At 60.5% G+C, this 13132-nt stretch carries 12 protein-coding genes, 1 tRNA gene and 1 pseudogene; 11 read left to right on the forward strand and 3 right to left on the reverse strand.

What is annotated here, in order from left to right:
* The 3 genes and pseudogenes from ACY69P_RS07460 to flgF form a co-directional block, all read right to left on the reverse strand.
* Window positions 1-424, reverse strand: a pseudogene (locus ACY69P_RS07460) (hypothetical protein); the annotation flags it as partial.
* Window positions 425-448: 24 nt separating this feature from the next.
* Window positions 449-1231: a flagellar basal-body rod protein FlgG gene (gene flgG / locus ACY69P_RS07465; RefSeq protein ID WP_404844695.1), complete on the reverse strand. Its 783-nt coding sequence runs from the start codon at window positions 1229-1231 to the stop codon at window positions 449-451.
* Between the two features lie 17 nt (window positions 1232-1248).
* Window positions 1249-2025: a flagellar basal-body rod protein FlgF gene (flgF, locus tag ACY69P_RS07470; RefSeq protein ID WP_459899517.1), complete on the reverse strand. Its 777-nt coding sequence runs from the start codon at window positions 2023-2025 to the stop codon at window positions 1249-1251.
* Window positions 2026-2356: 331 nt separating this feature from the next.
* Here flgF and ACY69P_RS07475 point away from each other — a divergent pair.
* The 11 genes from ACY69P_RS07475 to pnp all read left to right on the forward strand — a co-directional run bounded on the left by ACY69P_RS07475 (window position 2357) and on the right by pnp (window position 13074).
* Window positions 2357-2432: transfer RNA gene (locus ACY69P_RS07475), tRNA-Gly, on the forward strand.
* 81 nt (window positions 2433-2513) lie between these two features.
* A complete protein-coding gene (locus ACY69P_RS07480) occupies window positions 2514-3002 on the forward strand; it encodes a ribosome maturation factor RimP (RefSeq protein ID WP_404844693.1) in 489 nt (162 codons plus the stop codon).
* Between the two features lie 36 nt (window positions 3003-3038).
* Complete coding sequence (gene nusA, locus ACY69P_RS07485; protein ID WP_459899515.1) at window positions 3039-4382, forward strand: transcription termination factor NusA; 1344 nt, start codon at window positions 3039-3041, stop codon at window positions 4380-4382.
* 38 nt (window positions 4383-4420) lie between these two features.
* The gene (locus ACY69P_RS07490) at window positions 4421-4675 is read left to right on the forward strand and encodes a YlxR family protein (RefSeq protein WP_462327040.1); all 255 of its coding nucleotides are present in this window, start codon (window positions 4421-4423) and stop codon (window positions 4673-4675) included.
* Window positions 4653-7718, forward strand: a complete 3066-nt coding sequence (gene infB, locus ACY69P_RS07495) for a translation initiation factor IF-2 (RefSeq protein WP_462327037.1) — start codon at window positions 4653-4655, stop codon at window positions 7716-7718. The genes ACY69P_RS07490 and infB overlap by 23 nt, the downstream gene beginning before the upstream one ends.
* 27 nt (window positions 7719-7745) lie before the next feature.
* Window positions 7746-8057, forward strand: a complete 312-nt coding sequence (locus ACY69P_RS07500) for a DUF503 domain-containing protein (protein WP_404844689.1) — start codon at window positions 7746-7748, stop codon at window positions 8055-8057.
* Between the two features lie 8 nt (window positions 8058-8065).
* Window positions 8066-8407 (forward strand): 30S ribosome-binding factor RbfA, encoded by a 342-nt coding sequence (gene rbfA / locus ACY69P_RS07505; RefSeq protein ID WP_459899511.1) that lies wholly within the window; start codon window positions 8066-8068, stop codon window positions 8405-8407.
* Window positions 8382-9350 carry a DHH family phosphoesterase gene (locus ACY69P_RS07510; protein ID WP_462327038.1) on the forward strand — a complete coding sequence of 323 codons (969 nt, stop codon included), beginning with the start codon at window positions 8382-8384 and terminating at the stop codon, window positions 9348-9350. Before rbfA ends, ACY69P_RS07510 begins: the two co-directional genes overlap by 26 nt.
* Window positions 9351-9362: 12 nt before the next feature.
* Window positions 9363-10295, forward strand: a complete 933-nt coding sequence (gene truB / locus ACY69P_RS07515) for a tRNA pseudouridine(55) synthase TruB (RefSeq protein WP_462327039.1) — start codon at window positions 9363-9365, stop codon at window positions 10293-10295.
* Window positions 10296-10356: 61 nt separating this feature from the next.
* Window positions 10357-10626, forward strand: a complete 270-nt coding sequence (rpsO, locus tag ACY69P_RS07520; protein WP_459899506.1) for a 30S ribosomal protein S15 — start codon at window positions 10357-10359, stop codon at window positions 10624-10626.
* A 189-nt stretch (window positions 10627-10815) separates the two neighbouring features.
* Window positions 10816-13074: a polyribonucleotide nucleotidyltransferase gene (pnp, locus tag ACY69P_RS07525; RefSeq protein ID WP_459899504.1), complete on the forward strand. Its 2259-nt coding sequence runs from the start codon at window positions 10816-10818 to the stop codon at window positions 13072-13074.
* The last annotated feature ends 58 nt before the right edge of the window (window positions 13075-13132 follow it).

The raw sequence follows: 13132 nt of genomic DNA on the forward strand, positions 1-13132 counted from the left end.
TGATGAGTCCATCGCGCCGCACCAGCCTGCCGCCCTTCTGGACCACGAGGCGACCGGGCAAAATGCACAGTTCGCCGTAGTCCTCAAGGTAGTAGTCCATGATGCGCTGCAGCTTTTCACGGGGGATGCTGGTCTGGTCGCCGCGCTCACGCGGGGCCTTCCACAATTCCGTGGCCGCCAGCACCTTCCACTCATCGGGCTTCAGGTTGCCCACGGGGGACGCAATCTCGCCAAGACGCACGACATCGCCCTGCACCACTGCGGCGTCCCGGACGGCGATGCGCCACGTTGGCCGCGTCTCCCCGGCCTGCGCCACGGCAACGAACAGCCAGCACAGCACAACCAGCGCCCCAATAAGGGTCGCCAGCACCGGAGCAAAGTCCGACAGCCTGCGTCCTGCTGCGGTGTCGCGTGTCATATTCATCGCATCCTCCTTGGCTCGGTCATGCTATCGCTTCAGCTGGTTGGCAATCTGGAGCATCTGGTCCGAGGTGGTCACAGCCTTGGAGTTCACCTCGTAGGCGCGCTGGCCAACGATCATCTGCACCATTTCGTCAACGATTTCGACGTTGGACATTTCAATGAAACCCTGAGCGACGGTGCCAACGTTGTCCTCGCCCGGGGTGCCTTCGGTGGCGTCGCCGGATGCCTCGGTCGGCAGATACAGGTTCTTGCCGATGCTGTTGAGGCCTGCGGGGTTGACGAAGGTGTAGAGCGGGATATCCGTTGCCGCCAGTTCCTCGCCGTTCTTGTCCAAGGCCGCCATATGGCCCTTGTCCGTGATGACGATGTTGGCGGTGTCCACCGGCACGGTGAACTCGGGCTGCAGGGTGTAGCCGTTGGCCGTCACAACAGTGCCCTCGTTGTCCAACTTGAACGCACCGGCGCGGGTGTAGGCCTGCTCACCGTTCATATCCACCTGAAAGAAGCCATCGCCCTCGATGACCATGTCCAACGGATTGTTGGTGTTCTGAAAGTCACCCTGGGTGAAAAACTTGTGTACCGTCGTGGGTTTGACACCCATACCAACCTGCAGGCCGGTGGGGGTGAAGCCGCCGCCGTCGGTCGGGGAACCCGCCATTTTGAGGTTCTGGTACATCAGGTCCTCGAACTCCGCCCGGCTCTTTTTAAAGCCAATGGTATTCACGTTGGCGAGGTTGTTCGAGATGACGTCAATGTTGAGCTGCTGGGCGACCATGCCCGTCGCGGCCGTCCATAAGGATCGCATCATGGTGAGTAGCCTCCTGATCAGACCTTGCCGACCTTATTGATTGCGTTGGAGTCCGTCTCCTTCGACGTGGTGATAACCTTCTGATAGGCCTCGAAGGAGCGCTGGGTTTCGATCATCTTGACCATTTCGGTCACGACCTCGACGTTGGGGGCCTCGAGGTAGCCCTGTGCCACCTGCGCCTCCAGTGCCGGTTCTTCAACGGCCTGACGGTCGGGGTGGATTTCGAAAAGGTTCTGCCCCACCTTGCGCAGGGCGGTCAGGTTGCTGACCGTAGACAGCTGGATGGCGTCCAGCGCCTCGCCGTCGGCGAAAATCTGACCATCCGCCGTCACGCTCAGGCGCGTGCTGGGCGGCACGGCAATGGGGCCGCCCTCGCCGAGGAGCTGATGCCCGTCCGCGTTGACGATGATGCCGTCCGGCCCCACGGTGAAGTGGCCGTTTCTAGTGTAGTAGTCACCGTTGTCGTTGCGGACCTTGAAGAAGCCCTCGCCCGAGATGGCAAGGTCCAGCGGGTTGTCCGACTTCTTCATACTCCCCTGACTAAAATCAATGCGCGACTCCGCTATGCGGACTTTTGACAGATAGTCCGGTTCCGGGAAAAGCGGCTTGGAACGGACGTTCAAAACCGGTTCCCGAATCACGTCATGAGCGAAGCGAACGAACACGTCACGAAAGGCCATCCGGTCGCGTTTGTAGCCGGTGGTGTTCACGTTCGCCAAATTATTGGCGATGGTGTTCATGCGGTGCTCTTGGGTCAAAGCCCCGAAAAGCGCGCTATACATACCGTCTTGCATTTTTCCGCCTCCTTGGCGCGAGTTTCCTGTGCCTAGAGAAGCAAGTACCGCGCCAAAAGGAATTCGGTATGCCACAGCATTTTTCTGCCTCCGCGCCAGCGCGCACCAAAGCCCGCCGCATGAGAACCATTCTCATGCGGGATTTCTCTTTCAAAAGGGTTTAACCCTGTTCTATATTATGGTAATTGATTGCGTGTTGGCGGCTGCGCCCACGCAAAGCCGTCCGTGAATCCGGCATTTTTTCTGCGCGAGGCAAAATCAAAAATTACCGGATTTTACCCTGGACGCTTGACAAGGTGCCCCAATTTGGTATTTCGTCTCGTTCCGAGGCGCGGGTGTAACTCAGCTGGTAGAGTACAAGCTTCCCAAGCTTGGAGTCGCGAGTTCGAACCTCGTCACCCGCTCCAGAACTTCTAACCCCTCGGATCTATTCCAAAATGAGACGAGTGGACCTCGCGGTCCACTTTTTTTTTCAGGCAGATCACACTATGAACACACATCTGATTCAGGAACTTGATGACCTGATCAGGCCCATGGCTGAAGCACAGGGCCTGTGGTTGTGGGGCATCGACCTTGCGGGTAACGACAACCGCTCCGTCCTGCGCGTGTACGTTGAAACAGACGACGGCGTCACCATCGCCGAATGCGCACGCCTCTCCCGCGACCTCAGCGTGGCCCTTGACGTGGAAGACCTCATTCCAGGCAAGTACACCTTGGAAGTCTCCTCGCCGGGACTGAATCGCAAGTTTTTCTCTGCGGACCAGATGGCTGCCTACGTGGGCCAGGATGTGTCCGTTACCCTGCTGGAGCCTCTGGAAGGCCAAAAGGGATATACCGGAAAGCTCGTCTCCGTCGATGGGCAGACCATTACCATTAATGATGGGACAGATGCACTCTCGTGCAACTGGGACGAGATTAAGAAGGCTAACCTCCGCTATGCGTTTCCGGAACCCGGCGCCAAGGGGAGAAAAGGCTAGGACTTCAATCGGCAAGCCGAGCTTGGAGGTTTTTCCATGAGTATGGAACTGAAAAAAGCCATAGAACAGATCAGCAAAGACAAGGGCATCGACCGCGACCTGCTCGTCGATACCCTTGAAGAAGCCGTTCGCTCCTCCGTCGTACGCAAGTACGGCGATGACATCGACATCGAAGTCAGCCTCAATGAGGAAACCGGCGAAATCGAAGTATATCAGTTCAAAGCGGTTGTCGCAGAGGTCAACGACCCGGCAACCGAAATCACTATCGAAGACGCACAGGAACATGATCCCGGTGCGCAGGTTGACGACGAGCTGGGCTTCCGCCTTAACGTCGAAGACCTCGGACGCATCGCCGCCCAGTCCGCCAAACAGGTGATCATCCAGCGTATGCGCGACGCAGAGCAGGAAATCATCTACGAGGAATACAAGGACCGCGTCGGCGAAATCATCAGCGGCATCATCCAGCGCCGCGACAAGGCTGGCTGGATCATCAACCTTGGCAGAACGGAAGCCCTTCTGCCCAAGGACCAGCAGATTCCCAGAGAGCGCTACAAGCGTGGCGACCGCGTGCAGTGTTACCTCACCGAGGTACGCCGCGAGGGCCGTGGCCCGCAGGTCATCGTGTCCCGCTCCTGCCCGGAGTACATGTCCGCCCTCTTCAAGAGGGAAGTGCCCGAAGTGGCAGACGGCACCGTGCGTATTCTCGGTGTCGCCCGCGATCCGGGCAGCCGCGCCAAGGTTGCCGTCCAGTCCAGCGACAGGGACGTCGATCCCGTGGGCGCATGTGTCGGCATCCGTGGCTCGCGCATCCAGAACATCGTTCAGGAACTGCGCGGCGAACGCATCGACATTGTCGTGTGGAGCCCGGATGTAGCAACCTACGCTGTCAACGCCCTCTCCCCCGCCGTTATCTCCCGCATTACGGTGGATGAGGAAGAGAACATGCTTGAAGTCGTCGTGCCCGACGATCAGCTCACGCTGGCCATTGGCCGCAAGGGGCAGAACGTCAAGCTGGCCGCGCGCCTCTTGGGTTGGAAGATCGATATCTTTACTGAGTCCCGCTACGGCGACCTCCACGCAGAGCTCCAGCACCTGGAGCAGATTGCCAGCGTGGCCGAGGTCCCCGTGGAAGAGTTCCTTGCCGCTGGCTTTGATTCCGTGGACAAGCTGGATTCCGCAGAGGATGAAGACCTGCTCTCCATTGAGTCGCTGTCCGAATCCCAGATCGGTGATGTCCGCTCCGCTATCAACCTGCTGCGTTCGTTCCAGGCTGATGAAGCCGAGGGCGACGAAGAAGATGAGGTATCGGCGGAAGAGTTCGCCGAAGTCGCAGCCGCAGAAGGTGACGAAGTCACTGAGGAAACTCCCGAAGAGGAGTAACGGATGTCCGTCCGATGACGGATGCCGTATCGAACACGATGGAAACACGGAACAGACATGTCCCCGTACGCCGGTGCGTTATTTGCGGCCGGCGGCTCCCGAAGCACGAGCTTACGCGCTATGTCCGCTCGGACGGGGACACGCCTGCCCTCTTGCGGGACGAAACGGGCACACTGCCCGGCCGAGGGTATTATCTCTGTTCCGATGCAGACTGCGGCAAGCGGTTTCCCAAATACAAGGGCTGGCGCAAGAAAAGCCAGGGGGTTAAACATGGAAGAAAAATTTCGGGTTAAAGACATATCAACGGAGCTCGGGGTTACGAACAAGGATCTGCTGCACGCATGCCGCGAGCTCGGTATCCAAGTGAAGAGCCACATGAGCACGTTGACCGCCGACGAGGTGGCGACCGTTCGCTCCAAGATGCAGGATACGTCCGCATCCGGTGAGGTGGTTCGGAAGGAAGTACAGCCCGGTATGGTCGTTCGCCGACGCAGAAAAAAGGTCAAAGAGACCGATAAGCCCGCCGAGGCAACGGAAGAGAAGGCTTCCGAAGAGGCTCCCAAGCAGGCCGCAGCGCCCGAAGGCGCTGACGACTCGGCCAAAGCGCCACAGGCCGATTCCGAATCTGCCGACGCTCCCGAAGCCACTGAAGAGCCCGCCGAAAAGCCCAAGACCGCGGCCAAGGCTAAGCCTGCCAAACCCGCCAAGAAATCCGAGCCGAAGGTCAAAGTCATCAAGCCCAAGAAAGAAAAAACCCCTGAGCCCGAAGTGATCGTAGAAGAGAAAAAGCCCGCATCCGAAGCCGTGAAGACCCCCGACGCCGTTAAGGCAGCCCCCGCCACCGCCGCGCCCGAAGCCGAAGAAAAGAAGGCTGAAGGTAAAGACGCAAAGGCTGGCGCAGCCGCCAAAGCCAAGGCCCCCAAAAAGGACGCCGAAGCCGCACAGCCCGCAGACAAAGCGCCCGCTGAATCCGCCGACAAGGCCAAGGATTCCGAAAAGCCCGAGACCAAAACGGCCAAGAGCGACGACAAAGCTGCCGCTGACGACGACAAAAAGGGCAAGAAAAAGAAGAAGACCAAAAAGAAGGACGCTCCCGTAGCGCCCAAGGTCCGCGTTATTTCCCGTCCTGACCCCAATGCGCAGCCCGCACGCCCCGCGCCCACGCGCCCTGCTGCTGGTGACTCCCACGTGAACCTCGGTGCCCGCATGGGTGGCCGTCCCGGCGGTCGTCCCGGTGGACCCGGTCGTCCTGCCGGTGGACGCCCCGGCGGCGGCGCTGGCCGTCCCGGTGGTGGACGTCCCGGTGGCGGCGCTGGCCGTCCCGGCGGCGGTGCTCCCCGTCCCGGTGGTGGTCGTCCCGGCGCGCCCGGCTTTACGCCCGGTGGTGCCCCCGCGACGCCGCCAACGAGCGAGCAGCAGCGCCGCAACAAGAAGAAGAAGGACAAGCGCGTTGTCGACTTCTCCAAGAAGTCCAACGAGGATCACTTCGGCTTCCAGAAGCGCAACCGCAAGAAGAAAGGCCGCGGTGGCGCAGATGCTTCGCAGCATCAGGTCAGCACGCAGCCCATCAAGGCCGCAAAGCGTAAGGTCAAGATGGAGGAAGCCATCCGTCTGTCCGACCTCGCCAAGCAGATGGGCACCAAGGCTCAGGCCCTTATCAAGGTGCTCTTCGACCTCGGCGTGATGGCGACCATCAACCAGTCCCTGGACTTCGAGACCGCAACCCTCGTTGCCGCCGAATTCGGCTACGAGATGGAAAAGGTCGGCTTCTCCGAGGCCGAATACCTCGCGCCCGAAGAAGCGGATAGCCCCGAGACCCTCAAGCCGCGCGCTCCTGTCGTGACCATCATGGGCCACGTTGACCACGGTAAAACGTCTCTGCTGGACGCCATCCGCAAGTCCAAGATCACCACTGGTGAGGCTGGCGGCATCACCCAGCACATCGGCGCGTACGACGTGGAAACCGACCGCGGCAAGGTTGTCTTCCTCGACACCCCCGGTCACGAAGCGTTTACCGCCATGCGTGCCCGCGGCGCTCAGGTGACGGACATCGTCATTCTGGTTGTGGCCGCCGACGACGGCGTCATGGACCAGACCCGCGAGGCCATCAACCACTCCAAGGCTGCTGGCGTGCCCATCATCGTGGCCGTCAACAAGATGGATAAGGAAGAAGCCAACCCCGAACGCGCTCTGCGCGAACTGGCCGACCACGGCTTGGTTCCTGAAGACTGGGGCGGCGACACCATCTTTGTGAACGTGTCTGCCAAGACCGGCATGAACCTCGACACTCTGCTCGAAATGGTTCTGCTGCAGGCCGAGTTCCTGGAACTCAAGGCCAACCCGGACAAGCGCGCTGTCGGCCACGTTGTCGAAGCACGTCTGGACAAGGGCCGTGGCGCTGTCGCCACCGTGCTCATCCAGGGCGGTACCCTGAATCAGGGCGACGCCTTTGTCTGCGGCACCCACAACGGCCGCGTCCGTGCCATGCACAATGACAAGGGCAAAAAGATCAAGATGGCTGGTCCGTCCATCCCTGTGGAAGTTCAGGGCTTTGACGGTGTGCCGGAAGCAGGTGACGAGTTCATCTGTGTTGAGGACGATAAGGTTGCACGCCGCATCGCCAGCGACCGCCAGATCAAGGAACGCGAACGCGCCCTTGCCCGCGAGTCCAAGGTGACGCTGGAAAGCTTCCTCGCCTCCCGCCCCAACGCGGACGTGCAGACCCTGAACCTCGTGCTCAAGGCCGACGTGCAGGGCTCCCTGGAAGCCATTACCGAAGCCGTGCTCAAGCTCTCCACCGACAAGGTGAAGGTTGACGTTGTGCACAGCGCCGCCGGTGCCATCACGGAATCCGACATTCTGCTGGCCGCCGCATCGCAGGCCATCATCATCGGCTTCAACGTGCGCCCCACGGCAAAAATCAAGGACGTTGCCGACTTGGAGAACGTGGAAATCCGTTTCTACGACATCATCTACAAGCTCGTCAGCGACATCAAGGACGCCATGACCGGCATGCTCGCGCCTGTCATCACCGAGAAGTACCTCGGTCAGGCCGAAGTCCGCGAGACCTTCGGCATCCCGAAGGTCGGCACCGTTGCCGGTTGCTTCGTCGTGGACGGCGAGCTGCGCCGCAACGCTGGCATCCGCCTGCTGCGCGACGGTGTGGTTATCTACACCGGCAAGCTCAACTCCCTGAAGCGCTTCAAGGACGACGTCAAGGAAGTGCGTAAGGGCTACGAATGCGGCGGCGGTCTTGAGAACTTCAACGACATCAAGGTCGGCGACGTCATCGAAGCCTTCGAGGAAGTGGAAGTCGCAGCAACGCTCGACGACTAGCCACGGCCGCAAGGCTGAGGGTTCACCATGCACATTGGTACTCTCACCCTCACATTCAGACTGCACGGCAACCGCTCCCTCAAGGGAAAACGACGCGTTGCCGTCAGTTTGAAAGACAAGATACGACACCGCTTCAATGCAGCGGTAAGTGAGATACACGCCCAGGACAACCATCACCGGCTTGTCCTGGGCGTGGTCACTGTCTCGACAAGTGCTCGGCACACAGAAAGTCGGCTGGCGAAAATCCTGGAGATGGTTCAGGATGTGACCAGTGAAGAACTGGTTGACAGCCAGATGGAAATTTTCAGCGCCGGCGAAGACCCGGACACGCTTTTCTAGGATACATCATGCAACGTTCCAATTCCCGCAGAGCCCATAGACTGGGCGACCAAATCATGCGCGAGGTGGCTACCATCATCACGCAGGAAATCGGCGACCCCCGCACGGAGATGGTCACCGTCAGCGGCGTACGGATGAACAAGGACCTGTCCATCGCCGAGGTGCTCTACACCTCCTATGGCTCTGACGAGGACCGCGAAGCCGCGGCGCTCGCCCTGGACAAGGCGACCGGCCACATCCGCTCCCTCCTCGGCAAGCGCCTGAGGAACAAGTATCTGCCCAAAATCCGCTTCGTTTACGACGAATATCTGGAGGATATGGTCTATGACCACCCCCAGAACGACGATTAAAGACATCCTCGCCAGTGGTGAGAGCTTTCTCATTGCGGCGCACACCAGCCCCGACGGCGACGCCATGGGCTCGTCCGTCGCTCTCGCGCATCTGCTGACCCGCCTCGGCAAATCCGTCACCATTTACAATGCCTCTGGCATGCCCGACCAATTCGCTTGGCTGGACACGCCCGTCCCGGTCGTCACCGAACTGCCGGGCGAGTTGCCCCAGTGGGTCATCGCGCTGGACAGCGGCGACCTGCACCGCCTTGGCGACGCATTGGCCGCGCGCTTTACGCGCCGTGGAACGGTCTGCATCGACCATCACCTTGGCAATCCCGAATATGCCGAAGTGAACTGGGTGGACCCGTCCTTCTCGTCCGTCGGCGAAATGGTGGCGAACCTTGCTCAGGATTTGGACGTTCCGCTCAGCGGCGGGCTTGGCGAAGGCATCTACCTTGCCCTTGTCACGGATACAGGCTACTTCAGCTACGGCAACACCTCGCCGGACACCATGATGCTGGCTGCGGACATCCTGCGCGAAGGCCTTGATCCGGAGTTCTTCAACGCCCGGTTTCTGAACCAGTGGTCCCTTGGGCGCATGCAGTTGTGGTCACGCGTTTTTGGCGCGGCAAGTGTGCATCTGGACGGCACCATCGGCACCATCCGCATCACGGAAGCCATGCTTGAAGAAACCGGCACCTCCAGCGAGGACACCGACGGGCTGGTGAATTACGTGCGGCGCATCAAAGGCGTCAAAGCAGCCATCAGCCTGCGTGAGGACGGCCCGACGCAGACCAAGATCAGCTTCCGCTCCTCCGGCCTTGTCAATGTGCAGGCCATTGCCAGCACCCTTGGCGGCGGCGGGCACAAAAACGCCGCTGGCGCGCTCATCAAGGCCCCCATCGACGAGGCCGAACGCATCGTCCTCGACGCCACCCGAGACTATCTTTCCTGCAAGTAGCACCGCACATACATGGGCAAAAAAAGAAAACGCAGTAAAAATCAGCACGACGGCATTCTTGTTCTGAACAAGCCGTCCGGCCCCACATCGGCCCACTGCCTGAATATCATCCGCCGCAAGCTGGACCAAGGCCGCATCGGCCACGCCGGTACCCTTGACCCCATGGCGCAAGGCGTTCTGCTCGTGCTCCTCGGGCACGGCACCAAGCTGGCGCCATACTTGACAAATGGCGTCAAAACGTATTCAGGACAGTTTCGTCTTGGGCAAAAAACCGATACATACGATGCCGAAGGCACAATTGTTGAAGAATTGCCATTTGACCATCTCTCCCCTGAAAAGGTAGAAGAGGGTGTTCTTTCGTGGTTGAATCTTGAAACGCAGGACGTTCCGCCCGTCTCCGCGGCCAAGCATCAGGGCAAGCCCCTGTACGCCCTTGCCCGGGAAGGGAAGGAAGTCCCCATCAAGACGAAGCCCATACATATTTCCCACGCCGAGGTTCTGGAAATGGACCTGCCGTGGGCGCGCTTCCGAGTCAGCTGCTCCGCCGGAACCTACGTGCGGTCCCTGGTCCACAGCTTGGGGATTCGACTCGGCTCCGGAGCAGTGCTTACAGAGTTGATTCGGGAGAATTGCCATCCGTTCGGGCTTGATCAGGCGTTCGATTTGGACGACCTTGTCGAGCATCCGGAATTGCTGGCCGAGCGGGTTATCCCCATGCGGGATGCCCTGCCGCACTGGCCCGCCCTGCACCTCTCTGAGGCGCAAGCGGCGCAGGTGCAAAACGGCACATGGCTGCCTGTGACGTCAGTTGGCGAACAGGACCAGCCAGCCCTGCCCGGCACGCTCGCCATGCTCATTGGCCCAGACGAGACGCCTCTGGCGCTCGTGGAAGCCAAAGAGCGCGACGGGATGGTTCTTTGGTCAATACTCCGCGGCCTTTGGTAGCACTGCGAAGCCGCACCCCCGCATATAGCGGACACAACCCCCATTTTTGGAGGATATCGCTGTGGTTATGACACCCGAAGTCAAGGCTCAGATCATCGAAGAGTACAAGCAGCACGAAGGCGACACCGGTTCCCCCGAGGTTCAGGTCGCTCTGCTGACGTCCCGCATCCAGTACCTCACCGAACACTTCAAGACCCACAAGAAGGATTTCCATTCTCGTACGGGTCTGCTGAAGCTGGTCGGTCAGCGCCGGAAACTGCTGAACTACCTCAAGAAGAATGACGTTCAGCGCTACAGGGACCTCATCGCACGTCTGGGTCTGCGTAAGTAGCAATCATGGTTGGGAGGCCTTCGGGCCTCCCCCACCCCCGAAGCGTGTAAACAGCTGCGAGGTTGCGACAATGGGGCGACCCTTCTCCGCAACGCCCTATTCTTACAACTTTGCAGCGTTACTCGTACCTCGGGGGATACGGTCTTGTAAGGGTACAAGGCCGAAACATTATCAAGAGGTATCTATTACATGAGTACACTGACTTTCACTCCCACCCGCAAATCCGCCATCATTGGCGGCAACGAGATCTCTTTCGAAACCGGCAAGCTTGCTAAGCAGGCCCATGGTTCCGTTTGGGTCCAGTGCGGTGGCACCGTCGTCCTCGTGACGGCCGTGACCCAGAAGCTGCCCGAAGACAAGGGCTTCTTCCCCCTTACCGTTGAATACAAAGAACTCGCCTACGCCGCCGGCCGCATCCCCGGCAGCTTCTTCCGCCGCGAAGTGGGCCGCCCCAGCGAGCGCGAAGTTCTCGTCTGCCGCCTGATCGACCGCCCCTGCCGTCCGCTGTTCCCCGAAGGATTCCGCGACGAGGTGCAGATCATCGCTCAGGTGCACTCCGCTGACGATGTGCACGATCCCGACGTTCTCGCCATCACTGGCGCGTCCGCCGCTCTGCACACCTCCAAGATTCCCTTCATGGGCCCCATCGCCGGTGGCCGCATTGGCTACATCAACAAGGAATTCGTGTTCAATCCCACCTACGCGCAGATTGAACAGAGCGAACTGAACCTCGTGATGGCCGGCAGCCGTGACGCCGTTGTCATGGTTGAAGGTTCCGCGCAGTTCGCCCCCGAAACCCTTATTGCCGACGCCATTGAATGGGGTCACCAGCAGATGCAGCCCCTGCTGGACGCTCAGGACGCCCTGCGCGAAGCCTGCGGCCAGCCCAAGCTGGAAGTCGCCACTCCCGAGCAGGACGCCGAAGTCCGCGCGGCCATCGAAGAGATCGCCACGCCCAAGCTGCAGGAAGCCCTCTTCATCCCTGAAAAGCTTGAGCGCTACGCCGCCAAGGACGCCATCAAGGACGAAGTGAAGGAAGCCCTTGCCGAGCGCTTCGCCGAAGCGCCGGAGCGCACCAAGTGCCTCGGCGACGTCCTCAAGGACATCACCAAGCGCATCGTGCGTGGCCGCATCAAGGAAGAAAAGACCCGTATCGACGGCCGCGACCTGACCACGGTTCGTCCCATCGGTATTGAAGTTGGCCTTCTGCCCCGCACCCACGGCTCCTCCCTGTTCTCCCGCGGTGAAACGCAGGCCATGGTCACCGCGACCATGGGCAGCTCCCGTGATGAGCAGCGCATGGACTCCCTCGTGGGCGACTGCGTGAAGCGCTTCATGCTGCATTACAACTTCCCGCCCTACTGCGTGGGTGAAGCCCGCTTCCTGCGTGGCCCCTCCCGCCGCGAAATCGGCCATGGCACCCTCGCCGAGCGCGCCATTGCTCCGATTCTGCCCAAGGACGACGAGTTCCCCTTCACCATCCGCGTCGTGTCCGAGATTATGGAATCCAACGGTTCCTCCTCCATGGCGTCGGTGTGCGGTTCCTCCCTCGCTCTGATGGACGCCGGTATTCCGGTGAAGACCTCCATCGCTGGCGTGGCCATGGGCCTCATCAAGGAAGAGGACGACTACCTCGTGCTTACCGACATCCTCGGTGACGAGGACGCCCTCGGCGATATGGACTTCAAGGTGGCCGGCTCCCGCGAGGGCGTGACCGCCATCCAGATGGACATCAAAATCTCCGGCATTCCCTCTCAGGTGCTGCGCGACGCTCTTGGTCAGGCCAAGGCCGGCCGCGTTCACATCCTGGACCAGATGGACCAGGTCATCGAAGCACCCCGCGACGAGGTTTCCGAGTACGCCCCGCAGCTGGAAATTGTTACGGTGCACCCGGACAAGATCCGTTCCGTTATCGGACCCGGCGGCAAGAACATTAAGGCCATCACCGCCGACACCGGCGCTGACATCGACATCGAAGACGACGGCCGCGTGTTCATCTTCGCCCCGACCAAGGAATCCCTCGAACGCGCCCGGGAAATGGTCCAGTACCATGACCAGACCGCCGAAGTGGGCAAAGACTATGAAGGCCGCGTGACCCGCGTCATCGACTGCGGCGCCATCGTGGAAATCCTTCCCGGTCTGGACGGCCTCGTGCACGTGTCCCAGCTGGACATCCAGCGCGTTGAGCAGCCCAGCGACGTGGTCAGCCTTGGCGACACCGTCAAGGTTAAGGTTCTGGAAGTTGAGCCTTCCGGCCGTGTCCGCCTGTCCCGCAAGGCTGTGCTGATGGAAGAAGCTGGTCAGACCGTTGACCTCGCCGACTTCACCAAGTCCAACAAGCCCCGTGGTGGCGGTGACCGCCGCGGTGGTGACCGTGACCGCCGAGGCGGCCGCGGTGGAGACCGTGGTGGACGTAACGGTGGTGGAGGACGCGGCGGACGCCGCTAATTCCAGCCGACAACGCTGATTGAATGGGGCCGTCTGCGCCTCTAAGCGCAGACGGCCC

The sequence above is a fragment of the Desulfobaculum sp. genome (assembly GCF_054921475.1).

Bases quoted from the DNA above. Each gene is read 5' to 3' on its own strand.
- ACY69P_RS07510 (WP_462327038.1), top strand. From the start codon at position 8,382: ATGACCACCCCCAGAACGACGATTAAAGACATCCTCGCCAGTGGTGAG.
- flgG (WP_404844695.1), bottom strand. From the start codon at position 1,231: ATGATGCGATCCTTATGGACGGCCGCGACGGGCATGGTCGCCCAGCAG.
- flgF (WP_459899517.1), bottom strand. From the start codon at position 2,025: ATGCAAGACGGTATGTATAGCGCGCTTTTCGGGGCTTTGACCCAAGAG.
- rbfA (WP_459899511.1), top strand. From the start codon at position 8,066: ATGCAACGTTCCAATTCCCGCAGAGCCCATAGACTGGGCGACCAAATC.
- truB (WP_462327039.1), top strand. From the start codon at position 9,363: ATGGGCAAAAAAAGAAAACGCAGTAAAAATCAGCACGACGGCATTCTT.
- ACY69P_RS07480 (WP_404844693.1), top strand. From the start codon at position 2,514: ATGAACACACATCTGATTCAGGAACTTGATGACCTGATCAGGCCCATG.
- infB (WP_462327037.1), top strand. From the start codon at position 4,653: ATGGAAGAAAAATTTCGGGTTAAAGACATATCAACGGAGCTCGGGGTT.
- pnp (WP_459899504.1), top strand. From the start codon at position 10,816: ATGAGTACACTGACTTTCACTCCCACCCGCAAATCCGCCATCATTGGC.
- nusA (WP_459899515.1), top strand. From the start codon at position 3,039: ATGAGTATGGAACTGAAAAAAGCCATAGAACAGATCAGCAAAGACAAG.
- ACY69P_RS07490 (WP_462327040.1), top strand. From the start codon at position 4,421: ATGGAAACACGGAACAGACATGTCCCCGTACGCCGGTGCGTTATTTGC.
- ACY69P_RS07500 (WP_404844689.1), top strand. From the start codon at position 7,746: ATGCACATTGGTACTCTCACCCTCACATTCAGACTGCACGGCAACCGC.